The 23,967-nt window shown below is 60.9% G+C and carries 24 protein-coding genes and 1 tRNA gene; 15 read left to right on the forward strand and 10 right to left on the reverse strand.

Annotation, left to right across the window (positions count from 1 at the left end; genetic code table 11):
* Positions 1-21: 21 nt before the first annotated feature.
* The 3 genes from ACIPSK_RS25080 to ACIPSK_RS25090 are packed head-to-tail and all read right to left on the reverse strand — an operon-like array spanning position 22 to position 3,049.
* Complete coding sequence (locus ACIPSK_RS25080; protein WP_162116808.1) at positions 22-1,332, reverse strand: HlyC/CorC family transporter; 1,311 nt, start codon at positions 1,330-1,332, stop codon at positions 22-24.
* Positions 1,332-2,462 carry a 3-dehydroquinate synthase gene (aroB, locus tag ACIPSK_RS25085; protein WP_162116809.1) on the reverse strand — a complete coding sequence of 377 codons (1,131 nt, stop codon included), beginning with the start codon at positions 2,460-2,462 and terminating at the stop codon, positions 1,332-1,334. Before aroB ends, ACIPSK_RS25080 begins: the two co-directional genes overlap by 1 nt.
* Positions 2,459-3,049 carry a shikimate kinase gene (locus ACIPSK_RS25090; RefSeq protein WP_162116810.1) on the reverse strand — a complete coding sequence of 197 codons (591 nt, stop codon included), beginning with the start codon at positions 3,047-3,049 and terminating at the stop codon, positions 2,459-2,461. Before ACIPSK_RS25090 ends, aroB begins: the two co-directional genes overlap by 4 nt.
* 148 nt (positions 3,050-3,197) lie before the next feature.
* Between ACIPSK_RS25090 and ACIPSK_RS25095 the strand changes: the two genes are divergently transcribed.
* The 5 genes from ACIPSK_RS25095 (at position 3,198) to ACIPSK_RS25115 (ending at position 6,997) form a co-directional block, all read left to right on the forward strand.
* Positions 3,198-3,374, forward strand: a complete 177-nt coding sequence (locus tag ACIPSK_RS25095; RefSeq protein ID WP_017966325.1) for a hypothetical protein — start codon at positions 3,198-3,200, stop codon at positions 3,372-3,374.
* 5 nt (positions 3,375-3,379) lie between these two features.
* A complete protein-coding gene (gene xerD, locus ACIPSK_RS25100; protein ID WP_162116811.1) occupies positions 3,380-4,333 on the forward strand; it encodes a site-specific tyrosine recombinase XerD in 954 nt (317 codons plus the stop codon).
* Between the two features lie 62 nt (positions 4,334-4,395).
* Complete coding sequence (locus ACIPSK_RS25105; RefSeq protein WP_017966323.1) at positions 4,396-5,349, forward strand: acetyl-CoA carboxylase carboxyltransferase subunit alpha; 954 nt, start codon at positions 4,396-4,398, stop codon at positions 5,347-5,349.
* A 197-nt stretch (positions 5,350-5,546) separates the two neighbouring features.
* Positions 5,547-6,767, forward strand: a complete 1,221-nt coding sequence (locus ACIPSK_RS25110; RefSeq protein WP_162116812.1) for a L,D-transpeptidase family protein — start codon at positions 5,547-5,549, stop codon at positions 6,765-6,767.
* Positions 6,768-6,772: 5 nt separating this feature from the next.
* Positions 6,773-6,997, forward strand: a complete 225-nt coding sequence (locus ACIPSK_RS25115; protein ID WP_162116813.1) for a sulfurtransferase TusA family protein — start codon at positions 6,773-6,775, stop codon at positions 6,995-6,997.
* A 99-nt stretch (positions 6,998-7,096) separates the two neighbouring features.
* On the opposite strand, the gene ACIPSK_RS25120 is transcribed toward ACIPSK_RS25115, so the two are convergent.
* Together ACIPSK_RS25120 and ACIPSK_RS25125 are read right to left on the reverse strand one after the other, a co-directional pair.
* Positions 7,097-8,275, reverse strand: coding sequence for a CobW family GTP-binding protein (locus tag ACIPSK_RS25120; RefSeq protein ID WP_162116814.1), 1,179 nt, complete (start codon positions 8,273-8,275; stop codon positions 7,097-7,099).
* A gap of 18 nt (positions 8,276-8,293) precedes the next feature.
* On the reverse strand, positions 8,294-9,427 hold the full coding sequence (locus ACIPSK_RS25125) for a serine hydrolase (protein WP_162116815.1): 1,134 nt from the start codon (positions 9,425-9,427) through the stop codon (positions 8,294-8,296).
* Positions 9,428-9,584: 157 nt separating this feature from the next.
* Here ACIPSK_RS25125 and ACIPSK_RS25130 point away from each other — a divergent pair, with 157 nt between their 5' ends.
* The 7 genes from ACIPSK_RS25130 (at position 9,585) to eat (ending at position 16,883) form a co-directional block, all read left to right on the forward strand.
* Positions 9,585-10,748, forward strand: a complete 1,164-nt coding sequence (locus ACIPSK_RS25130) for a M20 aminoacylase family protein (protein ID WP_162116816.1) — start codon at positions 9,585-9,587, stop codon at positions 10,746-10,748.
* Positions 10,749-10,802: 54 nt separating this feature from the next.
* Positions 10,803-10,879: transfer RNA gene (locus ACIPSK_RS25135), tRNA-Arg, on the forward strand.
* A gap of 118 nt (positions 10,880-10,997) precedes the next feature.
* Positions 10,998-11,537: a hypothetical protein gene (locus ACIPSK_RS25140; protein WP_162116817.1), complete on the forward strand. Its 540-nt coding sequence runs from the start codon at positions 10,998-11,000 to the stop codon at positions 11,535-11,537.
* 271 nt (positions 11,538-11,808) lie between these two features.
* The gene (locus ACIPSK_RS25145; protein WP_162116818.1) at positions 11,809-12,063 is read left to right on the forward strand and encodes a hypothetical protein; all 255 of its coding nucleotides are present in this window, start codon (positions 11,809-11,811) and stop codon (positions 12,061-12,063) included.
* A 1,286-nt stretch (positions 12,064-13,349) separates the two neighbouring features.
* Entirely contained in the window at positions 13,350-14,747 is a 1,398-nt protein-coding gene (locus ACIPSK_RS25150) for an ethanolamine ammonia-lyase subunit EutB (protein ID WP_162116819.1), read from the forward strand.
* Positions 14,744-15,490, forward strand: coding sequence for an ethanolamine ammonia-lyase subunit EutC (gene eutC, locus ACIPSK_RS25155; RefSeq protein ID WP_162116820.1), 747 nt, complete (start codon positions 14,744-14,746; stop codon positions 15,488-15,490). Before ACIPSK_RS25150 ends, eutC begins: the two co-directional genes overlap by 4 nt.
* 28 nt (positions 15,491-15,518) lie before the next feature.
* Positions 15,519-16,883: an ethanolamine permease gene (gene eat, locus ACIPSK_RS25160; RefSeq protein ID WP_017966314.1), complete on the forward strand. Its 1,365-nt coding sequence runs from the start codon at positions 15,519-15,521 to the stop codon at positions 16,881-16,883.
* Between the two features lie 156 nt (positions 16,884-17,039).
* Here the strand turns inward: eat and ACIPSK_RS25165 are convergent, their stop codons facing one another.
* Entirely contained in the window at positions 17,040-17,558 is a 519-nt protein-coding gene (locus tag ACIPSK_RS25165) for a DUF2937 family protein (protein ID WP_162116821.1), read from the reverse strand.
* A gap of 147 nt (positions 17,559-17,705) precedes the next feature.
* Here ACIPSK_RS25165 and ACIPSK_RS25170 point away from each other — a divergent pair, with 147 nt between their 5' ends.
* Together ACIPSK_RS25170 and ACIPSK_RS25175 are read left to right on the forward strand one after the other, a co-directional pair.
* Entirely contained in the window at positions 17,706-17,948 is a 243-nt protein-coding gene (locus ACIPSK_RS25170) for a hypothetical protein (RefSeq protein ID WP_162116822.1), read from the forward strand.
* A 129-nt stretch (positions 17,949-18,077) separates the two neighbouring features.
* The gene (locus ACIPSK_RS25175; protein ID WP_017966311.1) at positions 18,078-18,230 is read left to right on the forward strand and encodes a hypothetical protein; all 153 of its coding nucleotides are present in this window, start codon (positions 18,078-18,080) and stop codon (positions 18,228-18,230) included.
* Between the two features lie 82 nt (positions 18,231-18,312).
* On the opposite strand, the gene ACIPSK_RS25180 is transcribed toward ACIPSK_RS25175, so the two are convergent.
* Both ACIPSK_RS25180 and ACIPSK_RS25185 read right to left on the reverse strand, forming a co-directional pair.
* Complete coding sequence (locus ACIPSK_RS25180; RefSeq protein ID WP_018448136.1) at positions 18,313-18,603, reverse strand: BON domain-containing protein; 291 nt, start codon at positions 18,601-18,603, stop codon at positions 18,313-18,315.
* Positions 18,604-18,666: 63 nt separating this feature from the next.
* On the reverse strand, positions 18,667-19,317 hold the full coding sequence (locus tag ACIPSK_RS25185) for a hypothetical protein (protein WP_162116823.1): 651 nt from the start codon (positions 19,315-19,317) through the stop codon (positions 18,667-18,669).
* Between the two features lie 383 nt (positions 19,318-19,700).
* On the opposite strand from ACIPSK_RS25185, the gene dxr reads away from it, so the two are divergent.
* Positions 19,701-20,891 (forward strand): 1-deoxy-D-xylulose-5-phosphate reductoisomerase, encoded by a 1,191-nt coding sequence (gene dxr / locus ACIPSK_RS25190; protein WP_162116824.1) that lies wholly within the window; start codon positions 19,701-19,703, stop codon positions 20,889-20,891.
* A 56-nt stretch (positions 20,892-20,947) separates the two neighbouring features.
* Here the strand turns inward: dxr and ACIPSK_RS25195 are convergent, their stop codons facing one another.
* Positions 20,948-22,021, reverse strand: a complete 1,074-nt coding sequence (locus ACIPSK_RS25195; protein ID WP_210254176.1) for an ABC transporter ATP-binding protein — start codon at positions 22,019-22,021, stop codon at positions 20,948-20,950.
* A gap of 23 nt (positions 22,022-22,044) precedes the next feature.
* The gene (locus ACIPSK_RS25200; RefSeq protein WP_162116826.1) at positions 22,045-23,967 is read right to left on the reverse strand and encodes a glycoside hydrolase family 127 protein; all 1,923 of its coding nucleotides are present in this window, start codon (positions 23,965-23,967) and stop codon (positions 22,045-22,047) included.

The following is a 23,967-nucleotide window of genomic DNA, read 5'->3' on the forward strand; positions in this document are numbered from 1 at the left end:
CCGTACAAGATCCAAGCGAAATCAGCCTGGCTTTGCGCCGTCTTCTCCGGCCGGCCGGATGCGCAGCTTGGTGATGCGATTCTTTTCCCGCTTCATGACGACGAAACGCTTGCCGTAGAAGGTGAAGGCTTGGCGCTCTTCCGGGATGGTCATCGATTCGTGGATGACGAGGCCGGCGATCGTCGTCGCCTCCTCGTCGGGCAGATTCCAGTCGAGCGCCCGGTTCAGGTCGCGGATCGGCACGCCGCCATCGACGACGACGGAACCGTCAGCCTCCTGACGCACGCCCTGTATCTCGATATCGTGCTCGTCGGAAATATCGCCGACGATTTCCTCGAGAATATCCTCCAGCGTGACGATGCCCTGCACCTCGCCATATTCGTCGACGACGACGGCGAAATGCTGCTTGCGCCGCAGGAAGGCGTTGAGCTGGTCCTCGAGGTTGGTGCTGTCGGGCACGAACCACGGCTTCTGCGCGATCTTCACGATATCGAGGTTCTGCGGCTCCATGTTCGGCTCGGCAAGCGCCCGCAGCAGGTCCTTGGCATGGACGACGCCGATGATGTTGTCGATCGTGCCGCGCCACAACGGCATGCGCGTATAGGGGCTTTCGAGGATGACACGCACCACCGCTTCCGGCGGATCGTCGGCGTTGATCGCCCGCATTGCGGTGCGATGGACCATGATGTCCGAGAGTTCGAGCTCGCCTAGATCGAGCACGCCGCCGAGACGGTCGCGGTCGGCCTTGACCACCGATCCCTCGCGGTGGAGCAGATCGACGGCGCCGCGCAGCTCTTCATGCGCCGTCAGCATCGATATCTCGCGTGAGAGATTGATGCCGAACAGCGAAAGAATCTGCCGCACGATCGCATTGACAAAGGAGGAAACCGGGCCGACGACGGCAACGAACAGCCTGGCCGGCAGCGCGATAGCGAGTGCGAAACGCTCGGGCGCTGAAATCGCCCAGCTCTTCGGCAGCACTTCGGCGAAGATGACCAGGATGACGGTCATCGCGAGCGTCGCCAGTGCCACCCCTGAACTGCCGAACAGTCCGAGGAAGAGGCTGGTGGCGATCGAGGAGGACAGGATATTGGCGAGATTATTGCCGATGAGCAGCGCGCCGATCAGCCGGTCGCGCCGCTCGATCAACTGCCGGACGAGGCCGGCGCGGTCGTCGCCGTTGGCCTCGAGCGTATGGATACGGCTGCGCGAAACGGCGGTCAGCGCCGTCTCCGAGCCGGAAAAGAAGGCGGACATCAGCACCAGCGCCGTGATCGAAAGGATCTCCGGCCAGTATGTCGCGAGAAATGCCAGAGCGCCTTCGACCGACATCAGGCGTGTTTTTCCCGGAGAAAGCTGATCACTTCGGACGCCGGAACATCGTCGGCGACGAAGGACTGGCCGATGCCGCGCGTCAGGATGAAGGTGAGCTTGCCGCTCTTGACCTTCTTGTCCTGGGCGATCGCGTCCATCAGCGTTTCGGCCGGCGGCAGGCCGCCCGGAATGTCGGAGATGCGGGTCGGCAGGCCGACCTCCTTCAGATGCCGCTCGACGCGGCGCGCATCGTCAGGGCTTGCAAGGTTCATTCGTGCGGAGAATTCGTGCGCCAGCACCATGCCGATCGAAACGCCCTCGCCATGCACGAGGCGGGAGCTGTCATAAGCAGTCGCCGCTTCCAGCGCGTGGCCGAAGGTATGGCCGAGATTGAGCAGTGCCCGCGGACCGTTCTCGCGCTCGTCGGCAACGACGACGTCGGCCTTCGCCTGGCAGCTCGCGGCAATCGCCTCGATGCGCGCGGAACCGCCTGTAAAAACCGCCTTCCAGTTCGCTTCCAGCCAGGCAAAGAAATCCGGCTTGTCGATCAGCCCGTATTTCGCGACCTCGGCGTAGCCTGCGCGGAATTCGCGCGCGCTCAGCGAATTCAGCACATCCGTATCGGCCAGAACCAGGTCCGGCTGGTGGAACACGCCGATCAGGTTCTTGCCGTGGCGGGAATTGATGCCGGTCTTGCCGCCGACGGAGGAATCGACCTGCGACAAAAGCGAGGTCGGCACCTGGACGAAACGCACGCCGCGGCGGACGATGCCGGCCGCAAATCCGGAAAGATCGCCGATGACGCCGCCACCGAGCGCGATGACGTAATCGTTGCGCTCGACGCGGGCTTCGAGCATCTTGTCGCAGACCGTGATCAGATGCTCGAAGCTCTTGGTCTTCTCGCCGGCCGGCAGGACGACCTCAGCCGAGGCGATACCCGCTTCCTCCAGACTTGCGACGAGGGCCTTGAGATAGAGCGGCGCGACATTTTCGTCGGTGATAACAGCCGCCTTGCGGCCCTTGAGCCGGGAGGCGATCTCGGCGCCGGCTCGCGCGATCAGCCCCGGCCCGATCAGTATGTCGTAGGCGCGCTCGCCGAGCGGCACATGCACCGTTCGGATGGCGGGGGCGGAGGTTATCGCATTCATGACGCTGCACTTTCCTTCTGAGCTTCGATCAAGGCCTTCAACACCTCGTCGGCCATGATTTCCTTGCGGACATCACGCGAAAGCACCGTCAGATCGGCCTGCGCATAGATCGGATAACGCGCATTCATCAGGCCCTCGAGCGTCTGCTTCGGATTTTCGGTCTTGAGCAGCGGCCGCGTGTCGCGCTTGGCGACCCGGTCCCAGAGCACGTCAAGATCGGCCTTCAACCAGACGGAAAGGCCGCCCTTCTTGATATGTCTGCGCGTCCGGTCGTTGATGAAGGCGCCGCCTCCGGTGGAGACGACCCGCGGCCCGCTCTTCAGCAGCCGCTTCATCACCCGCGCTTCCAGCGCCCGGAACTCCTGCTCGCCATAGGCGGCAAAAAGCTCGGCGATCGTCATGCGCGAAACCCGCTCGATCTCGAGATCGCTGTCTATGAAGGGAATGGCGAGCTGGTTGGCGACGATGCGCCCGACGGAGGATTTTCCGGCGCCCATCAGGCCGACAAGGATGAGATTGCGTGAACCGAGCGCGGCGCGAGCTCTGTCTTTCAAGCTGTCAGCAACGGTCAGCAGTTGTTCACTCATCGGTCCATTCACACTTTGTTTGCAAACGGTATCGACAAATGCAGGTGGAGCGTCAAGTCGCGGACAAGGGAATCATGGCTTGAATACCGCTTCTTGCACTTGCAGATAGGCTTCTTATAACAGAAGCAGAGCATGAAGGAGTTGCTGAATGCCGACCCTGTTCCGTTTCCTGTTCGTCTGCGCGATCCTCGCCGGGACGGTCTACGGAGCGATGCTGGCGCTTGTGACCTTCGTGGAGCCCGAGCCGCGCGACGTGACGATCCGCATTCCGTCCGAGCGCGTCAATCCGCCCGCAACGGGCGCGATCAACACGACCAGGAAGTGACCGGCATGGTGGATCTCGGCCGCGTCCACGTGGAATCCTTCCTGGAGATGATGAGCGCCGAGCGGGGTGCTGCCGCCAATACGCTGCAATCCTATGAACGCGATCTCGACGATATCAGATCCTTCCTGAAGGAGCGCAGCATACGGCTCACCGAAGCCGCCTCCGCCGATCTCGCCGCCTATCTCTCCTCACTCGCCCGAAAGGGCTTCAAACCCTCCTCCCAGGCGCGCCGGCTTGCGGCCATGCGGCAGTTCTACAAGTTTCTCTACGCCGAGGGCCTGAGGACCGACGACCCCACAGGCATTCTCGACGCGCCGAAGAAGGGCCGTCCGCTGCCGAAGACGATGGGCGTCGAGGAGGTCGGCAGGCTGCTTTCGCAGGCCGAGGCCGAAGCCGACGATGCGGCTCCGGGCCAGCTGCAGCGCCTGCGCATGCTGGCACTGCTGGAGCTGCTCTATGCCACCGGCATGCGTGTCAGCGAACTTGTCTCGCTTCCTGCCCGCGTGCTCGATCAGGAAGGCCGTTTCCTGATGATCCGCGGCAAGGGCAACAAGGAGCGGCTGGTGCCGCTGTCGCAATCGGCGATATCAGCGCTGAAATCCTATGGGCGCCTGCTGGCGGCCGAAAATGCAGCGGCGAAGGAGCCGCAGGAAAGCCCCTGGCTGTTTCCCTCCGTCTCGAAGGAAGGATATCTGCCGCGCCAGGTATTTGCCCGCGACCTCAAGAACCTGGCGATCCGCGCCGGCCTGACGCCGTCGCTGATCTCGCCGCATGTCATGCGCCACGCCTTTGCCAGCCACCTGCTTGCCAACGGCGCCGATCTGCGTGTCGTACAGGAACTCCTCGGCCATTCGGACATTTCGACCACACAGATTTACACCCATGTCCTCGAAGAGAGGCTGCAGCAGCTTGTCCAGACGCATCACCCCCTTGCCAAACAGGCGAAAAAGCACGAATAGGACCGGCGACAAGGGGCGGAGCCAGGAAAACGCCCCGGGCACAAGGAACGGAAACGCACCTCATGCACAATTATCTCGACTTCGAAAAGCCGATCTCCGACCTCGAAGGCAAGATCATCGAGCTGAAGAAGCTCGCAACGGAAGACGAGAGCATCGACACCACCGATGAGATCGGCAGGCTTGAGGTTCGCGTCCGTGAGGCCATCGTTGAAATCTATTCCAGGCTCAATCCCTGGCAGAAGACGCAGGTCGCCCGCCATCCGCAGCGCCCGCATTTCGTCGATTACGCCAAGACGCTGTTCCAGGAATTCACGCCGCTTGCCGGCGACCGCAAATTTTCCGAGGATGCCGCGATCCAGGCGGGGCTTGCCCGTTTCCGCGGCCAGCCCGTCGCCGTCATCGGCCAGGAGAAGGGCAATGACACCAAGAGCCGCCTGAAGCACAATTTCGGCAGCCCCCGGCCGGAAGGCTATCGCAAGGCGATCCGCATCCTTGAGATGGCCGACCGTTTCGGTCTGCCGGTGATTTCGCTGGTGGATACGGCAGGCGCCTATCCCGGCGTCGGCGCCGAGGAGCGCGGCCAGGCCGAAGCGATCGCCCGCTCCACGGAAATGTGCCTGGGCGTCAAGGTTCCACTCGTCTCCGTCGTCATCGGCGAAGGCGGCTCGGGCGGCGCGATTGCCATCGCCACCGGCAACAAGGTCTATATGCTCGAGCATTCGATCTACAGCGTCATCTCGCCGGAAGGGGCAGCCTCCATCCTCTGGCGCGATTCCACCCGCGCCCGGGAAGCGGCGACCAACATGAAGATCACCGCCGAAGACCTGAAATCGCTTGGCGTCATCGACGGCATCATTTCCGAGCCGCTCGGCGGCGCGCATCGTGATCCCGACAGCGTGATCGCAGCAACCGGCGACGTGATCGCCAATGCTCTGGCCGAAATGGCACCCCGCTCCGGCGAGCAGCTGCGCAACGACCGCCGCCAGAAATTCCTCGCCATGGGCCGCAATCTCTAACAGACATTCGGTTTCTCATCGATTGGGGCCAAATCTTGGCCACATTGATGTTATCTGTAGCATTTCGCGCTTGCGGGGATGTTCCAGGCACGTCATAGGCTGGTAAGGACTTATAAAGTATAAGCCGTCTATGATTCCGTTTGATGCCCGGACTCCATGGGCGGACCGGGTCGCATTGTCTTTATGGGCTAGTTGGGATGCGCATACGTTATTTTGCCTATATTTCCCTCATGGCGCTGGCTCTCTCCGGCTGCAATGACGCGTTGGAAACCGCGCAGGTCGATCTTTCCAAGGTCAAGAACAAGGTCGAGCAGCCGCTTCCCAGCCACATCCTCACTGCCATGGCCGCCAAGGGCATGGACCGCAATTCGCCGATCATGATCCGCATCTTCAAGGAAGAAGGTGCCATGGAGATCTGGAAGGCGAAGACCGACAACCGTTTCGACAAGATCGCCGATTACAAGATCTGTGCCTGGTCCGGCCGTCTCGGCCCGAAGGTAAAGACCGGCGACCGGCAGGCGCCGGAAGGTTTCTACGACCTGACGCGCGCCAACCTGAATCCCAATTCGAAATATTATCTGGCGATCAACACCGGTTTCCCAAACCGCTACGACGCGGCGAACGGCCGCACCGGCTCCGATCTGATGATCCACGGCGCCTGCTCGTCCTCCGGCTGCTACTCGATGACCGACCAGCAAGTGCTGGAGATCTACGCCTTCGCCCGCGACGCCTTCAAGGGCGGCCAGTCGACCGTGCAGCTACAAGCTTTCCCCTTCCGCATGACGGCGGAAAATATGGTGAAGCATCGCCTCGACAGCAGTTACGACTTCTGGAAGATGCTGAAGGTCGGCTACGACAATTTCGAAGTGACGAAGCGCCCCCCTGAGGTGAACGTCTGCGAGAAGAAATACGTCTTCAACCAGCAGGCAACCGACGGCAGCGCCTTCAATGCCGCCGGCAAGTGCCCTGCTATGTCGACGCCGCCGGCGCTGACGGCGGCCCTTGCCGCCTACGGCAAGACCTACGATGCCGATTATGCCAAGGCGATGAGCAAATTTGACGGCATGGCCTGGTACGACCCGTCTGAAGCCGAACGCAAGGCGGTGGTCGCCAAGACGCGCAAGGGCCGTGAACTCGCTTACGCCCCGACCGGAACCTCGCTGGAAGCCGGCCGCATGGTCAAGGTCGCCGAACTCGAAGACCTGATGGCCAAGCGCACCGAGCAGGGCCTCGCCGCCAAGACGGCACCGGGTGCCACGCCTGTCGCCCCTGCCCAGCCGCAAGCCGTCGCTGCCGCGGCACCTGCGGTCGTGCCGGTGCCGATGCAGAACCCGCTGGCCTTTGCGGCGCCCGAACCGCAAGAAACGGCGGAAGCCACGGCAAAGAAGCCGTTCTGGAAATTCTGGGCGAGGAACTGAACGGCTTGAACCCCGTTCTCTACGATCTTCGCGGCCTGAAATGCCCATTCCCCGTGATCAAGACACGCAAGAAGCTCGCCGCCATGGCGAGCGGCACGCTCATTCGCGTCGACACCACCGATCCGCTTGCGGTGATCGACATGCCGCATTTCTGCAATCAGGACGGCCACGAACTGGTCGAGACGGAAAAGACCGAAAACGGCCACCGCTTCCTGATCCGCAAGCGCTAAAGCGCGTCGCGATCTTTCAGATTCGCTTGCCGCACTTTAGGTCTTTGTTTTCCGCATGTCTTTGGCGCAAAACCGCTGCACACTTTTGTGCGACAAGCTTTAAATTCTGAGGCCGGGGATAGCGAGCGGATTGTCCGACAGCGCCGCACGATCCGGCATGTCGATGCGCGGCTTGCCGAGGAGGGCGTCGAAGAGATCCTTCACGAAGGCTTCCGGCAGATCCCGGGTGATCAGCACCATGCGTGTGCGCCGGTCTTCCCCTGGCCAGGCGGGAAGCCGCACCGGCGGATGGAAGATGCTCTGCACCCCATGCAGCACCAGCGGCCGATCCGGCCGGTCGGAGACGGACACGATCGCCTTCATCCTCAACAGCTTCTCGCCATGGGCAGAGCGCAGGAGATCGATGAACATCTCGAGCGCCATCGGATCGATCGGCTTCTCCTCGACGATCGAGAAAGAGCGGATCGAGGCATCGTGACGATTGACGTCGTGCGGATCCTGGTGCGCATGCCCCTGATCACCAAGATGGTGATGATCATGATGGTGGTGACCGTGGTGATCGCCATCACGATCACGATCATGATCATGATCGTGATGCGCCTCGTGCGCATCCTCGTCCTGCAGCCAGCGGCCGACATCGGCAATCTTCGTCGCCGGATCGTAGAGCCCGTTGACCAGCACCGCGGCAGTACCCGCCTCGGCACTGTCGGCATCCATCATCACTGCACGCGGATTGAGCGCCCGCAGGTTTTTTTCCAGCCCCTCCGTTGCTTCGGCCATCGTCTTTTTCGAGACGATCAGCCGGTCGGCGACCGCCGCCTGCTTGCGCGCTTCCTCATGATTGTCGAGCGTCTGCAGCCCATTCACTGCGTCGACGACGGTGACGACGCCGTCGAGCTCGAAATTCGTGGCGATGACCGGATTGCCCATGATCGCCTGCATGACCGGTGAAGGATCGGCAAGGCCGGTCGTCTCGATGACGACGCGCTTCACCGGCTTGACGCGGCCCGTCTGCACGGCATCCATCAGGTTCGCCAGCGTATCCACAAGTTCGCCGCGCACGGTGCAGCAGAGGCATCCATCGGAGAGCTCGATGATCGAATCGCCGGAACTTTCGACCAGCAGATGGTCGATGCCGACATCGCCAAATTCATTGATGATGACCGCCGCATCTTTCATCACCGGATCTTTGAGGATGCGGTTGAGCAGCGTCGATTTGCCGGCGCCGAGAAAGCCGGTCAGGATGGTGACCGGAATCCTGTCGTTGAGCGCGCTCATGTCACCTACCTTAAAAGCTTAAAAGGATGTCGGGCGCCGCATCGGCACCGGCACGTTGGCGATCGCTCCCGCCGTATCGCCCCGCGCAATTTTTTCCGGTTCCGCAGCCGGCTGCGGATCCTGGCCCGGAATGAGGCCGGCAAAGACGAATTGCGGATCGTGGTCCATCGGCTGGATGTAGGGCGACTGCACCCGCATGCGGCCGACCTCGTCGCGCGTTTCGCTGCGCACCTTGGCGCCCTTGGCGCTGCAGATATCGGCGGTGATGTCGGCAACCTGGTCCTGCCCAGGGCCATAGGGCCTCAGCGAACCCAGCGTGTCGTTGCTGGCAGGCTGGGTGGTGAAGCCCTTCTGCAAAAGGTTCGCCGTCGCATCGGCGCGCGCTGCAAGGCTGTCGGTGCCGAGCACGACGGAGACCAGCGTGCGGCCGTTGCGCGTCGCCGAACCGATCTGGTTGAAGCCCGAGGCGCAGATGAAGCCGGTCTTCATGCCGTCGGCGCCGGCGAAGCGGCCGATCAGCATGTTGAGGCTCGGCACGTTCTGCTGGCCGGTGGTGAAGCCCTCCAGCGCGAAAAAACCGGCATATTGCGGAAAATCGCGGCGCAGCGCCACCGTCAGCACCGCAAGGTCGCGCGCCGTCGTATACTGGCCCTTGCCGGGCAACCCGTTCGGATTGACGAAATGCGAATCCGTCATCCCAAGCTTCAGCGCCTCGCCGTTCATCCGCGTCACGAAGCCTTCCTGTGTGCCGCCGATAGCTTCGGCGACCGCAACCGCGATGTCGTTCGCCGATTTGACCATCAGGATCTTCAGCGCGCTATCGAGCGTCAGCTTCTGGCCAGGCTTGAAATACATCTTGGCGGCCGGCTGCGCGGCGGCGCGTTTGCTGATGACGACGGGCGTATCGAGGCTGATCTGACCGGCGCGGATCGCGTCGAACACGGTATAGACGGTCATCAGCTTGGTGAGCGAGGCCGGATACCATTTGCGGAAGGCTTCTTCATGCTCGAGCACGCGGCCGGTCTGCACGTCGACGAGAATATGCGGATTGGCCTGGGCCAGCGGAACCGAGGCCAGAAAAACGGCAGCCGCCGCTGATACGAAAGAAAGCGGCCGCAAGGCAGCAAACAAACGGAAGTGGCTCGTCGACACGGTTCGTCCTTCGGATATCAGGAAAATCTCGAAATCTTCCCCTATTTAGCCTATATGGCTATGACATGGCAAAGGTCATTGACTAAGTAATTTCCACAGCCTCACACCCTTGTGATGCGATGAAAGATTGTCGAGATTTCATAACAGGAACGCCGATATGCCGATTTTGAACAGAGCCGCGGAGTTGCAGGACGAGGTCGCCGAATGGCGCCGCCACATCCACGCCCGGCCCGAACTCCTCTTCGCGGTGGAAAATACGGCCGCCTTCGTCGCCGAAAAACTCAAGGAATTCGGCGTCGACGAGATCGTCACCGGTATCGGCCGCACCGGCGTCGTCGGCCTGATCAGAGGCAAGGGCGAAGGCTCCCGCACGGTCGGCCTGCGCGCCGATATGGATGCCCTGCCGCTCACCGAAATATCAGGCAAACCCTGGGCTTCGAAGACGCCGGGCAAGATGCATGCCTGCGGCCATGACGGCCACACCGCCATGCTGCTCGGCGCTGCGAAATACCTGGCCGAGACCCGCAACTTCAACGGCAACGTCGCCGTCATCTTCCAGCCCGCCGAAGAAGGCGGCGGCGGCGGCAATCTGATGGTCAAGGACGGCATGATGGAGCGCTTCGCTATCGAAGAGGTCTACGGCATGCACAATCTGCCGGGCCTGCCTGTCGGCCAGTTCGCCACCCGCAAGGGCGCGATCATGGCGGCGACCGACGAATTCACCGTCACCGTCAAGGGCCGCGGCGGCCACGCCGCCCAGCCGCATAAGACCATCGACCCGATCGCCATCGGCGCCCAGATCATCGCCAACCTGCAGATGATCGCTTCGCGCACCGCCGATCCGCTGCGCTCGGTTGTCGTCTCGGTGACCAAGTTCAACGCCGGTTTCGCCCACAACGTCATTCCGAACGATGCGACCTTCGCCGGGACGGTCCGCACCCTCGACCCCGAGGTGCGCACGCTCGCCGAAACCCGGTTCCGGCAGATCATCGAGGGCCTGGTCGCAGCCCACGGCGCCGAGGCCGAAATCAGCTTCCACCGCAACTATCCCGTCACCGTTAACCACCCCGATGAGACCGGGCATGCTGTGGCCACCGCCAGCACCATCGCCGGCGAAGGCAACGTCAACGCCGAGATCGATCCGATGATGGGCGGCGAGGATTTCTCCTATATGCTGAACGCCCGCCCCGGCGCCTTCATTTTCATCGGCAACGGCGACAGCGCCGGCCTCCACAATCCGGCCTACGACTTCAACGACGAAGCCATCGCCCACGGCATCTCCTACTGGGTCCGCCTCGCCGAACAGCGCCTTGGTCTCTAGCAACAATTAAGGCTTGGCTTCACGCCAAGCCTTTTGTATGCATGGCACTCAAGTGGTCCCGTAGCTCAGCAGGATAGAGCACCAGATTCCTAATCTGGGGGTCGCGCGTTCGAATCGCGCCGGGATCACCATTAATTTCAAAAGACGCAACGGCTCCTGTTCAATTTCGCATTCTTGTTGCAAGCATTTGCGTTGGTTTACAGGCATTTCAACGAGGTAACGGCAAATCCACGCGACACGGAATGCAACATGCTGCGAGGCCATGCCGACCTCTATTTGGTTCTTGTGATGAAAATTGATGATCTTAAAATCGCGTTGGATGATGTTCGGGCTCGGCAGACTGCCTTGGTAAATTTGATCATCTTTACGGATCAGAAGGCCATGGCTGTATTTCGCCTTTACGTGACCTTAGGGATCGCCGCCGGCGCAGCAGGTGCAGCAAGCTTCTTCCGCAACGACGCCCTGCTAGAATTCGCTCGTTGGGCAATGGTGGCAACCGCTTGCTGGTTAGCACTCGGGGCACTGTTTTGTTTCCGAGCCATGTCGCGTGCGTCCATCAACCTTCCTGGCCGAGGCCCAGAGTTTTGGCAGTGGGCCATGCGCCCCGAAAACGAGCCTCATGAGGTAGCAGAAGCCTATCTGGTCGAATTACTCGATCGGCAGAAAGTGAATCGAGAACTGAACGAGAAGACGGCCGGCGCTCTAGCTACCGCAGTCAAAATGGGTATCGCGACACCCCTGATCACCGCAGTAGCCGCAGCAGCCGTCCCGCTACTATCTTACTTGTAATCCTTTTGCTTGGGGTCCTCGCTCTTGCGACTATCCCAGTCCCTCGGCGGCGGAACCTTCTCGCCGCTATTAGTAGTTTCCTTTTTGTCGTCGTTCTTATCGTCGTCCACAGCGCCCTCCATCAGTGATGCTCCCACGTTCTTGCTACAGGACCGCTTTGTCAACATCGTCGTGGGACGGGGACCAATTAGCGTCCCCACTAAACATCCCAGGCGATGGTGGCGGCTAACCGTCGTAAATCCTGCAGTCTCATTCACCTGTGAGCATTTCAATGACCGAAGACAAAAAACTGGAACAAATATTTGAGTCGCGCCACATGGTCGCAAAGGTGCGGGGAATCTGCGATCTGGATCCCGTACCCGTTCCAGATTTGCCGCTCGGAAAGGCAATTATTCTTGTCGCCCAAGGCGTCGATGGCCAGATAACGACCGCCGCCAGGATATTCTGGGGCGCCGATGGTTCGATAAACTACGACGGATGTAAGATCATGCTTCAGCGATATGGAGAACAAAGGCTGCAGGAATAGAAAACGGTCTGCACCATTCGGCTGCGGCAGCTTATCGTCTCCGGGCCGAAGCGAATCAGCGGACATTCCGTAAGGAATATCGTCACTTACCTTTTTGGATCGTTTTCGGGCCGCTTCCCCTCAAAAAGTCAACACTCAGCACTCGTCAAGCGAATTTTTCTTTTTTCTTTTTTCCTTGTGTGAAAAATGTCCGAAAGAGGAAACTCATTGTTTCAAAAACGATTCTTTCTTGACGTTAGTGTGACATCCGAAAAGCGCGGGCAGTGTCAATGGCCGCATCCGAATTCTGCGTAAAATTCATCGTTGATCTTCAATGATTTTCAGGGCTTGAATCGCAAAGGCCGAAGCGCAGACGGTGCGTCATAAACACCTGAAAAGTCTGGCTCCGGCCTTGGTACGGTGTTTGTGGAACAACCACGATCGCGCGATGGGGATGGGCCGCTCGCAACGGTTCATCCCCTAGCGGTTCCCATCTTGCAACATCCCGACAAGAAGAGCAAAAGCAAAAACGACGAGGTCGAGAATTTGTCTTCCGCCGTCACAAACCTGCCGCGCCCGGTGCCCGGTGTTCGAATTTCCCAACAAGGAAAAGGTCGATTGCGGCTTCACCGTTCGGCTCGCTCCAGGAGCTGCCGGCGGCGTTCGTTGCGCCAGTGGCATGTGAAAGAGCTTCCGCCCTGCCCTTCTTCCCCTTGCCGGGGACATGCCCAAGCTCAGGAGATCAAGAAGGAGAATACCTCCGCTACGGTCGTCTCAGGCAGTCGAACCGTCATTTATCAATCGTCATTTGTGCATCCTGACTGTACCTCGGCTGCCGTGCCGCGTCTAAAAATTCTGGACGGCGGTAGACTCGTTCAACTGGCTAGTTTTTCAACATCGGCGTCAATCCACAGTCAGTTCGCTCAAAATTGACGATCGCGTCTCAGCACAGACTGCCCCACCGAAAAAGCACTCGGGCCAGAACCACTGGATCAGGACGATCAACGAATATTTTCGCAATCAGTGTTGAGCCGGGCGCAAATCTGCGCGCATCGGAGCATGTTATCGTAAAGTGGATACAACCACCCTGGCGAATTAGCTACCCTAAATTGAAAACGGTCTCTGCGATAGTCGCGCAGCGTAGGCCGTCATGGTCCAGCCATGCGAAGTTCTTGGCACGGCTGCCTCGGTACATTAGCCCATAAGAATGGCACGCTTCTTGCGTTGCTTAGCCTGGGGCCTGCGAATGCCCACCAAAGGTGGAGTTCTCCGACATTTGGAATAGGCTGATCGGCGGCCAGGAGCAGATGACAACATATTCGATCGTTCTAGGACGCGAACGCCATGTCTTTCAGGATCTGAAATCGATATTGGCTTGCGCTTCGCCGCTGAAGTCAGGTGACGTGCTGGCCGGGATCGCAGCGTCGAGCAACGAGCGGCGGGTGGCCGCCCGCTACCTGCTCGCGGATATGCCTCTCAAGACTTTCCTGGAAGACCTCGTCATCCCATACGAGGTCGACGAGGTCAGTCGGCTTATCGTCGACCGTCATGATTGGATGGCATTCGCGTCGGTATCTCATATGACGGTCGGTGAGTTTCGCGATTGGCTTCTCTCTTATGACGCGACCTCCGAAAAACTGCTGGCCATTGCACCAGGCCTCACCCCCGAAATGGTCGCGGCGGTCTCCAAGATCATGCGCAACCATGATTTGATCACCGTCGCCGGCAAATGCAGGGTGGTCACTGGCTTTCGTTCCACGATCGGTCTGCCTGGCCGACTGTCGAGCCGTCTTCAGCCCAATCATCCCACCGATGATCCTGAAGGCGTCGCCGGCTCGACGCTCGATGGACTTCTCTATGGGATCGGCGATGCGGTGATCGGCATCAACCCGGCGACCGACAATCTCGAGGCCTGCACGAGATTGATGGTACTTTTCGACCGGCTGCGCGAACGGTTCGAAATCCCCACCCAATCCTGCGTGTTGACCCATGTCACCACCTCGATCAAGGCAATCGAGGCGGGAGCGCCGCTCGATCTGGTGTTCCAGTCAATCGCCGGCTCGGAGGCCGCCAACAAGGGTTTCGGCGTCGATCTCGCCGTCCTCAGGGACGGCCAGCAGGCAGCACTCTCCATGAAGCGCGGAACGGTCGGAAACAATGTGATGTATCTGGAGACCGGCCAGGGCAGCGCTCTCTCGGCCGACGCCCATCATGGTGTCGACGAACAGACGGTGGAGGCGCGGGCCTATGCCGTTGCACGTGAACTCAATCCGTTGCTCGTCAATACGGTGGTCGGCTTCATTGGCCCCGAATATCTGTTCGACGCCAAGCAAATTATCCGCGCCGGGCTCGAAGATCATTTCTGCGGCAAACTGCTTGGTGTGCCGATGGGGGTCGACGTCTGCTACACCAACCATGCCGAAGCCGACCAGGACGATATGGACAATCTGATGGTGTTGCTGACTGTCGCAGGCGTCAGCTTTCTGATCGCCGTGCCCGGCGCCGATGACGTCATGCTCAATTATCAGAGCCTTTCCTACCACGATATTGTCGGCCTCAGGCACCAGTTCAATCGTCCGCCCGCTCCGGAATTTGAAGCCTGGCTCCATCGCATGGGCATGCTTGATCACACGGGTCGTCTTGCGCCGGCCAGCGCCTCGGGCGCCTTCTCCCGCAATCTCTTGAGCTACAGGGCATCGGCATGACTCCCTTCGAACGAGATCCGTTTGCGCGATTCCGCAATGCCACACGCGCCCGGATCGGGCTTGGCAGGGCGGGCGACGCCTTGCCGACATCGGCAATTCTCGACTTCCAGCTCGCCCATGCCCGGGCGCGGGACGCCGTGCATGGTCAAGTGGATTTTGTCGCCCTTGCCAAGCAGCTTGCGCCCATGGCTACGGTCCGCATTCGCTCTCGCGCCAAAGACCGCACGATCTATCTGGCGCGCCCGGATCTCGGCCGTCAGACCAATGCAGCCGATCTGCCAGGCCCAGGCGATCGTTATGATATCGCCTTCATCATTGCAGATGGGCTTTCAGCCTCGGCGGTCGAGCACCACGCGGTGCCGCTGTTTAAGGCATGCATCAAGCGCCTCGGCGACTTCAGCGTCGCCCCCGTGATATTGGGCGAGCAGGCGCGGGTGGCATTTGGCGATGAGGCAGCGGCAGCGTTTGGTGCGGAAGTTGCCATCGTGCTGATCGGCGAGAGGCCGGGATTAAGCGTCCCTGACAGTCTCGGTGCCTACATCACGTTCCGCCCGCAATCGGGACGGCGCGACAGTGAGCGCAACTGCATTTCGAATATTCATGCCGACGGGCTCAGCTACGAGGTCGCAGCGGACAAGATCGTTTGGATCGTTCGGGAGGCGCTTCGCCTGCAGCGGACCGGTGTCGATCTCAAGGAAAATGCCGAAGGCGCCATAGAAGCGCTGCCACACCAAGAAGCATAAAGTTCATCTGCAAAAAAGGGGAACAATCATGTCAAATCCTCAACCGACGCTCGCCAAAAGCCTGACCGGGCTGCATTTATGGGGACTTGCCGTCGGCCTCGTCATCTCGGGCGAATATTTCGGCTGGAGCTATGGCTGGGCGGCTGCCGGCACACTCGGCTTCTTGATCACCACGATCCTGATCGCCGTGATGTACACCACCTTTATCTTTTCCTTCACGGAATTGACGACAGCCATTCCACATGCCGGCGGCCCTTTTGCCTATGCGCTCAGGGCTTTCGGCCCGCTCGGCGGCTTCGTTGCGGGCTTTGCGACATTGGTTGAATTCGTCTTCGCCCCTCCGGCCATCGCGCTGGCCATCGGCGCCTATCTCAATGTGCAGTTCCCGGGGCTCGATCCGAAAGTGGCGGCTGTCGGCGCCTATATCATTTTCATGGCGCTCAATATCGTCGGAGTTACCATCGCGGCAACCTTCGAACTCTTCATCACCATTCTGGCGATTGCCGAACTGCTGATCTTTATGGGTGTCGTCGCGCCGGGCTTCTCTTTTGCCAATTTCGCGGCCAATGGCTGGGCTGGCGCCCCTGAATTCTCGGTCGGTGCCATTGGAGGCATCTTTGCCGCCATTCCATTTGCCATCTGGTTTTTCCTGGCGATCGAAGGCGCGGCGATGGCGGCTGAGGAAACCAAGAACCCCACCCGCACCGTTCCCATTGCCTATATTGCGGGTATTCTGACACTCGTCTTCCTCGCCTTCGGCACCATGATCTTCGCCGGTGGCGTCGGCGACTGGCGCACGCTGTCCAACATCAACGATCCGCTACCGCAGGCGATGAAGGCGGTCGTGGGCGAATCCTCCGGTTGGCTGCATATGCTGGTCTGGATCGGCCTGTTCGGCCTGATTGCGTCCTTTCACGGCATCATCATGGGCTATTCCAGGCAGATTTTTGCGCTGGGCCGCGCCGGCTACCTCCCGGAAGTCCTTGCAAAAATCCATCCGAAATTCCGCACGCCTTATCTCGCAGTCCTTGCAGGTGGCGCCGTCGGCATCGCAGCCATCTTTTCCGACAGCCTGATCCAGATCGGCGGTTTGCCGCTGACCGCCAATATTGTCACCATGTCGGTGTTCGGCGCGATCATCATGTACATCGTCTCGATGGCATCGCTGTTCAAGCTGCGCCAGGCCGAACCTGAACTCGCCCGCCCCTTCAGGGCCTGGGGTTATCCCGTGGTCCCAGCCATTGCCCTCGGGCTCGCCCTCGTCGCGCTGGCGGCGATGATCTACTACAACTTCCTGATCTTTGTGATCTTCCTCGCGATGGGCGTCGTGGCATTCGGCATTTGGCGTTTGCTTTCAGGTGGCATCATCAAGGAAGCGGCAGCGTCCACGTAATAAGGCTCTCTGGCCCGATCACCGGAAAGGCGATGCACGAACCGCTTCCGATCAACATCGATGCCCCCGCCGAAGTTTGGCGGGGGTTATTCCAGCGCAAAGCTTGACTGATATCATCCCGTTCCGGGGCCAGGGCCGCGTTCGCCGTAGATTAGTTCACCGCACCTGACGATGGAATCGCCGCGTCCTCGTGACGCGCCGCGCACCCAATCCCAATAGCGCCGCCACGGCCCAACCTCCGATAAATCCAATCGCGCCCCAGACGAGACCGGCAAAACTGACGGGCACGCCAGGCACGAAGTCGCGCCAAGTATTGGCGAAAACGACGTCATCCGCATTTCCCAGCAGGATGAAAGGCCTGGCGACGGGTGCGGCGGTGCCGAGGTGGAGTTGCTGCGACTGCAGCGTTTCGTAGCGCGAGATCGTGCTCTGCATCGAGACGCCGCGGTCGCGCAGGAAATCGTCGGATGATTGGGCATAGGCGCTCAGCGCCTGCTGGCGATCGAGATGGTGCTCGGCGGCTTGGCGGTTGAAATCCTCGACGATGACGCGCAATTCGTCGATCGCCCCGCCGATCCGCTGGCGGTATTGCTGCGCAAATTCCGGCGCCTGCGAAAAAATCGTACCGCCGGCAAGCCCGGCCAGAATGGCGATGATCCTTGCAATCAGTCCCATGATCGATGCCTCTGGCTGTCCCCTTGCGCTAACGATCGGCGGCCCAAAAGGTTTCTGACATCGACACAATCGGTAACTCTATGTGATTGAACCGACAGCACTTCCGGCGAGTTGATCTCGTGACAAACTCAGAAAGAGAGGCTCGTCATGAAACGGATTATTCTTGCCTGCACGCTCGCTGCTGCGTCCATCTTTTCCGCAATGCCGTCCCAGGCGGCAAGTGTGACCATCACCACGGATGATGCGCGTCCCTATTATCGCCATTCGGACCGGCCCTATTACCGCCATCACATGAGGCCGCGCCACATCTCCGAGGAGTGCTTCACCAGGGTGGAAAAAATCCGCCGCCACGGTCACACGATCGTCAAGGAAACCCGAATCTGCCGATAAGGCAATCGATGCAGGAAAAGCCCGGCTGATCCTCCCCAGCCGGGCTTTTCATCTGATCGCGCCCTGATCGCGCCGATGAGGAACTTCACCATATCAGCCGCGTTTATTGCGAAAACAGGAGTACTCATCATGCGTATCAAGATGATTCTTTTGGCCATCGCCTATGTCGCCGTCAGCGCCGTGTTGCTTGCCACTGCCTATCACCCACAAGGGTCGGGCGCCATGCAGAAGACGGATCGTCTGGCCGGCTCGTCCTTCCTCGTTGAACGCTTCGCCGGTTGATTAGCTCAGTGCCGACTGATAGGCGGCGATGCTGAACTGTCCTCGGCCGGCAGGTCTGGGCTCGGAGCAGCCTGCCATCTCGTTAATGCGTGCCATCGAGCGAAGATCCGCCAAGCAATATCCGGTTCTGCACCGCATGCACACCCTCGACGGCCTTGGCGACCGCGGTTGCCCGTTCGATTTCGCCGACCGTGCCGACGGTGCCGCTCAGCACGATCTGGTCGTTCTCCATCGTCACCTCGACATCAGAGGCATCGATGCCGCCGGCGATCGCCAGCGCATTGGCAACGGCCGCCTCGACCGATGCACGATTGGCGATTTCCGCTTCCATTTCGGGTTCGAGCCCGTGAAATGTCTGCTCCTTGAAAACCATGATCCGTTCCTCCGTGAAAACCTGCGGAGGAAACGCTGATCGGCGGAGTTTGGTTCAGCGCCGCTACCACTGCACGCGATAGCGGAGATTGACGCTGCCTGCCTCACCCCCCGAAAATGGATTGCTGACCGAGGCATCGAGATTGAGGTTCGGCAGGATGGTCTGGCTGACCCCCACCGTGCTCGAGAAGTCGCCGCTGGCATTGCTGACGCCCGTCCCTGCCGAAAGCGAGGTTCCCGTCCAGGGATGGATCAGCTTCAGCGCCTGCGATGCCGTCACCGAGGCCTGCCGGGCTTCGACCGCGTCATATTGCACGCTGATGGACCGGCTCGATTGCATGTCGAGCGAATCGGAGAGTATCCAGCTGCGCGAGCGGCTAAGCGTCAGCGCGCCGCTGCCGCGCAGCGTATCGACGCTGACGCTGGCACCCTGCTGTGACTGGCCTGCCGGGGTGACGCTGGTCCTGCTGATCCTACCCCAAAGCATTGCCTGTTCGGAATCGGGCAGCAGCGCCCCGCTTTTGGTCGAGGCCAGTGCGATGTCGGCGCCGGCGCTCGTTTCCCATTCCGCCGGCAAGCGAAAACCCATTGTCGCCTTGTAGGACCGGTCCGAAAGCTTGGCCGGCGACCAGATCACCAGGTCGTCCGCCCTGGCTGTGGCGGTGACCGAGGGCAGGACAGCGAAAAGAATGCATGCTGTTTTAAGTATCTTCATGAAATCCGATCGTTTTGACCTGACACAGGGCTATAGCGGCGAACCGACGCGACGGCACATGTGAAGGCGCTCGCAGCGAACGCGATGGGGGATTGCGGCCAAGCCGCCAATCCCGGTTTCAACCTCGATTTGATTTTGGCCGGAAGGCCTGTGGCACCGCGTGCCTGTTCTTCAATGGACGCCGCAGCGTCCCGATTGCGCATGCGACCGTGAACGGCCGCGGCGGAACCTCCCAATCCCCATGAGGATTGTTGTAAGGATCACACCCAACCGCCGCTCTGTAAACCCCTCGCGGGTTGAAATCTGCTGCACCGCACACTTGCCGCCCCCTCCAAAGCCTAGTAGAGCCTGAGCCTACGAGAGAAATTTTCGCGAAATACCACATGATAACCGGCAAAAGCGCGCCGCGGCGCCTCAGCATCTTCGGTTCGACGGGTTCGATCGGCCAGAATACACTCAATGTCGTCGATCACCTGGGCGGACGGGAGAACTTCGAAATCTCCGCGCTGACCGGCAACGGCAATGTCGAATTGCTGGCTCGGCAGGCGAAATCATCCGGCGCGCGGCTGGCGGTGACGGCAAACGACCGCCATTACGAATCACTGAAGAGCGAACTTTCCGGCAGCGGCATCGCGGTCGCTTCGGGAAAATCCGGGCTGATGGAAGCCGCCGACCGCGAAGCCGACTGGGTGATGGCGGCAATCGTCGGCACCGCGGGCCTGGCGCCGACGCTTGCCGCTGCCCGCCGCGGCGCCGATATCGCCCTTGCCAACAAGGAATGCCTGGTATCGGCCGGCGATCTCTTCATCGCAGCGATCCGGGCGGGCGGCGGCAGGCTGCTTCCGGTCGACAGCGAGCACAACGCGATTTTCCAGGTGCTGGAAGAGAACCAGCGCCACGCCGTCGAGCGGGTCATCCTGACGGCGTCGGGTGGCCCCTTCCGCACCGCCTCTCTGCGTGACATGGCGGATGTGACGGTGGAAACCGCGCGCGCCCACCCGAACTGGTCGATGGGATTGAAGATCTCGATCGACAGCGCCTCGATGTTCAACAAGGCGCTGGAGATGATCGAAGCCCGGCACCTTTTCGGTCTCAGACCCGAACAGATCGAGGTCATCTTCCATCCGCAATCGATCATCCACTCCATGGTCGGCTATACCGATGGGTCGGTTCTGGCGCAGCTTGGCGCGCCGGATATGCGCACTGCCATCGGTTATGCCCTGTCCTTTCCGCGCCGGCCGAACCTGCCCGTCGAGCGGCTGGATTTCGCCAAGCTCGCCAGGCTGGATTTCGAGGCACCGGATGAGGTGCGGTTTCCGGCGCTGCGGCTCGCGCGCCTGGCGATGACGCGCGGCGGCGTTCAGGGCGCGGTGCTGAACGGCGCCAAGGAAGTGGCGCTCGAAGCCTTCATCGAAGGGCGGCTGTCCTTCCTCGCCATGGCCGAGGTCACCGAGAGGGTCATGGACGATCTGGCCGGCCTGCCGCCGGCTGCCGCCATGGACGATGTCTTCGCCGCCGACAGGCAAGCCCGGCAAAGGGCGGCGGAGCTGATGACACTAGCGATCGCCGAGTGAAGCTCAGATGGGCGGATCATCGAGTGGTCGCCCGCCTGTGATCGCGACCGGCGCCATTAGCGCAACCGGTTGCCGCTCTCATCGAACAACCGGCAATCCGACGGCTCAAACAGCAGGCTCACCTGCTCGCCTGCCGCGATACTGATCGGCGAGCGATGCTCGACGGTCAGCGACTGGCCGTCGGCAAGCTGGCAATAGAGATATTGCGTCCCGCCGAGATATTCCGAAAAATCGACCCTGGCGGTCAGGCTGCCCGATAGATCGGAGGCCACCCTCAGATCCTCCGGCCGCAGGCCCAGCGTCACCGCGCCACCAACCGGCCTGTCTGCCGGCGGCAGGCCGCTTTCGATCTGCCGGCCGGCGACTTCGACCAAGCCTCCCTCACCCCAACGGGCATTCAGCAGGTTCATCCTCGGCGAGCCGATGAAGCCCGCCACGAAGGTATTCGAGGGATTCTCATAGATTTCCCGCGGCGTTCCGGCCTGTTCGACGCGGCCGTCGCGCAGCACGACGATCTTGTCGGCGAGCGTCATCGCCTCCGTCTGATCGTGCGTGACATAGATCATCGTATTGCCGAGTTCACGATGGAGGCGGGCGATCTCGATGCGCATCGAAACGCGCAGTTCCGCATCGAGATTGGACAGCGGCTCGTCGAACAGGAAGACATCCGGCTTGCGCACGATCGCCCGGCCGATCGCCACACGCTGCCGCTGGCCGCCGGAAAGTTGTCCCGGCCGCCGGTCGAGAAGATGGTCGATCTTCAGGATGGCGGAAGCGGCCTTGACGCGCGTCTCTATCTCGGCGGCACTGGTGCGCGCCATCTTCAAGCCGAAGGCCAGGTTGTCGCGCACGCTCATATGCGGATAGAGCGCGTAGGACTGGAAGACCATGGCGATGCCGCGCTCGGATGGATCGAGATCGGTGACAACACGCCCCTTGATCTCGACCTCCCCGTCGGTCACGTCTTCCAGGCCGGCGATCATGCGCAGAAGTGTCGATTTTCCGCAGCCGGAAGGGCCGACGAAGACGACGAATTCGCCCTCCGCGATCGTCAGGTCGATGCCGTGGACCACCTGCAGATTGCCATAGCTTTTTCGCACGTCCTGGAGCACGACGCTCTTGTTAGCCATACCGTTCGTCATCCCCAAAAGACCTATCTGTCCGACTGGACCCAGACGAGCATCTCTCCGGGTGCGCGGTTGTCCCAGAGATGATAGGGCACGAAACGCGCGGTGGCGACCTGCCTTTCGGCCGGCGCCTTGCGATAGAGCGCTGTTCCCCAGTTCGATGTTTCCTCGCGCTCGACCTTGAGATCGAGGGCGACGGCATCGTTGAGATCCTTCAGCACGACGGTTTCGGCTGTGGAGAGTTCACGCGGCAGGATGATGGCGTTGAGGTCTTCGCCATTGTCCGTGGTTTCGACGCAATAGACCAGCGGGCCGCGCATCAAGGCGACCCGGCCGGCGTCCTGGCGCACCTTCGGGTTGGCATATTGCGGCCGAAGCGCCAGCGGCAGGTAGAGGGCGACACGATCGCCCGCCGCCCACTCACGATCGATCCTGGCATATCCGTCGTGCATATTGGCGTTGAGATCGAGCATCTCTCCATTGACGCTGAGGGTTGCGCCTTCGGCCCAGTCCGGAATGCGCAGCGACAGCGCAAACCGCGCCGGCTTCTCCAGCCTGGTGGTAAAGGCGACCGCACCGTCCCACGGATAGTTGGTGGTCTGCTCGAGTTCGACCTCGGCACCGTTGGCAAGCTTCAGCCGCGCGGTGCTTTCGCCATAGAGGTGGACGGCGATCTCGTTGTCCGAAACGGCGTACATGTAGGAGCCGATCGAGGTCACAAGCCGGGCGATGTTGGGCGGGCAGCAGGGGCAATGGTGCCATTTCCACCGGTGGTGCTTACCAGCACTTTCAAGCGGATTGTCGTAGAAGAAGGTCTTGCCGTCCGTCGAAAGCCCCGGCAGCGCGCCGTTGTAAAGCGCCTGCTCCATGATATCGGCATAGCGCCGATCCGGCCCGCGGCCGAGCATGCGGCTTGCCCAGAACACCAGGCCGACCGAGGCGCAGGTCTCCGCATAGGCGGTATCGTTCGGCAGATCGAAATAATCGGTAAAGCCTTCGTTGGACGCCGCCGGCCCGATGCCGCCGGTGATGTACATCTGCTTGGTCGTCAGATCGTCCCAGAGCGTTTCCAGCGCCGCCGTCAGACTGTCGTCCTGGTATTCGGTGGCGATGTCGGCCATGCCCGAATAGAGGTACATGGCGCGCACCGCGTGGCCGACGACCTTTGTCTGCGCGCGCACCGGCTGGTGCGCCTGCGCATATTCATAGGTCTTCTGGTGGTACTCGGAGACATCGCGGCCGTCGCGGCTTGCCTCGGCGGTGAAGAAATGCGGTTCGGTGCCGCGTTCGTCGATGAAGTATTTCGATAGCTCGAGATATTTCTTTTCTCCCGTCACGCGGGCGAGCTTGACCAGCGCGAGCTCGACTTCCTCATGGCCGCAGTAGCCGGGGATCTGGCCTTCGCCGTGCCCGAAAATCTTGATCATATAATCGGCATAGCGGCTCATGGTGTCGAGCAGCTTGCGTTTGCCGGTCGCCTGGTAATAGGCGACCGCGGCTTCGATCAGATGGCCGGCGCAATAGAGCTCATGATGGTCGCGCAGGTTGGTCCAGCGGCGGTTCGGTTGCACGCGCTGGAACCAGGCGTTCAGATAGCCGTCCTCATCCTGCAGCTTCTCATACATGTCGATGATCTCGTCGGCACGCGCTTCCAGCTTCGGGTTCGGCCGGCGATAGAGCGAATAGGCAATCGTCTCGATCGACTTGCCGAGGTCGGAGTCCCAGAACATCTGTGTCGTCCCGCCCCATGGCTGAATGGGAATGACGACCCCGGGACTCGGCTGATCGACGTCGATCGCCTTGAGCATGCCGGCCTCGACACAGCGGTCGAGCAAGGTCTCAGCGGTGGAATTGCAGACGGCGTCCTGCCATTTGCCCCAGAAGCCGCCTAATTCCACATCGGGAACGGCGACGGGACGAAACTGGCGGTCGTTGCTTGGTTTGGTCAT

Source organism: Rhizobium sp. LARHSG275, assembly GCF_052871115.1.

Excerpts from the sequence above, each read along its gene's own strand:
- ACIPSK_RS25080 (WP_162116808.1), bottom strand. The coding sequence starts at position 1,332 with ATGTCGGTCGAAGGCGCTCTGGCATTTCTCGCGACATACTGGCCGGAG.
- aroB (WP_162116809.1), bottom strand. The coding sequence starts at position 2,462 with ATGAATGCGATAACCTCCGCCCCCGCCATCCGAACGGTGCATGTGCCG.
- ACIPSK_RS25090 (WP_162116810.1), bottom strand. The coding sequence starts at position 3,049 with ATGAGTGAACAACTGCTGACCGTTGCTGACAGCTTGAAAGACAGAGCT.
- ACIPSK_RS25095 (WP_017966325.1), top strand. The coding sequence starts at position 3,198 with ATGCCGACCCTGTTCCGTTTCCTGTTCGTCTGCGCGATCCTCGCCGGG.
- xerD (WP_162116811.1), top strand. The coding sequence starts at position 3,380 with ATGGTGGATCTCGGCCGCGTCCACGTGGAATCCTTCCTGGAGATGATG.
- ACIPSK_RS25105 (WP_017966323.1), top strand. The coding sequence starts at position 4,396 with ATGCACAATTATCTCGACTTCGAAAAGCCGATCTCCGACCTCGAAGGC.
- ACIPSK_RS25110 (WP_162116812.1), top strand. The coding sequence starts at position 5,547 with ATGCGCATACGTTATTTTGCCTATATTTCCCTCATGGCGCTGGCTCTC.
- ACIPSK_RS25120 (WP_162116814.1), bottom strand. The coding sequence starts at position 8,275 with ATGAGCGCGCTCAACGACAGGATTCCGGTCACCATCCTGACCGGCTTT.
- ACIPSK_RS25130 (WP_162116816.1), top strand. The coding sequence starts at position 9,585 with ATGCCGATTTTGAACAGAGCCGCGGAGTTGCAGGACGAGGTCGCCGAA.
- ACIPSK_RS25140 (WP_162116817.1), top strand. The coding sequence starts at position 10,998 with ATGCTGCGAGGCCATGCCGACCTCTATTTGGTTCTTGTGATGAAAATT.
- ACIPSK_RS25145 (WP_162116818.1), top strand. The coding sequence starts at position 11,809 with ATGACCGAAGACAAAAAACTGGAACAAATATTTGAGTCGCGCCACATG.
- ACIPSK_RS25150 (WP_162116819.1), top strand. The coding sequence starts at position 13,350 with ATGACAACATATTCGATCGTTCTAGGACGCGAACGCCATGTCTTTCAG.
- eutC (WP_162116820.1), top strand. The coding sequence starts at position 14,744 with ATGACTCCCTTCGAACGAGATCCGTTTGCGCGATTCCGCAATGCCACA.
- eat (WP_017966314.1), top strand. The coding sequence starts at position 15,519 with ATGTCAAATCCTCAACCGACGCTCGCCAAAAGCCTGACCGGGCTGCAT.
- ACIPSK_RS25165 (WP_162116821.1), bottom strand. The coding sequence starts at position 17,558 with ATGGGACTGATTGCAAGGATCATCGCCATTCTGGCCGGGCTTGCCGGC.
- ACIPSK_RS25170 (WP_162116822.1), top strand. The coding sequence starts at position 17,706 with ATGAAACGGATTATTCTTGCCTGCACGCTCGCTGCTGCGTCCATCTTT.
- ACIPSK_RS25175 (WP_017966311.1), top strand. The coding sequence starts at position 18,078 with ATGCGTATCAAGATGATTCTTTTGGCCATCGCCTATGTCGCCGTCAGC.
- ACIPSK_RS25180 (WP_018448136.1), bottom strand. The coding sequence starts at position 18,603 with ATGGTTTTCAAGGAGCAGACATTTCACGGGCTCGAACCCGAAATGGAA.
- ACIPSK_RS25185 (WP_162116823.1), bottom strand. The coding sequence starts at position 19,317 with ATGAAGATACTTAAAACAGCATGCATTCTTTTCGCTGTCCTGCCCTCG.
- dxr (WP_162116824.1), top strand. The coding sequence starts at position 19,701 with ATGATAACCGGCAAAAGCGCGCCGCGGCGCCTCAGCATCTTCGGTTCG.
- ACIPSK_RS25195 (WP_210254176.1), bottom strand. The coding sequence starts at position 22,021 with ATGGCTAACAAGAGCGTCGTGCTCCAGGACGTGCGAAAAAGCTATGGC.
- ACIPSK_RS25200 (WP_162116826.1), bottom strand. The coding sequence starts at position 23,967 with ATGACCAAACCAAGCAACGACCGCCAGTTTCGTCCCGTCGCCGTTCCC.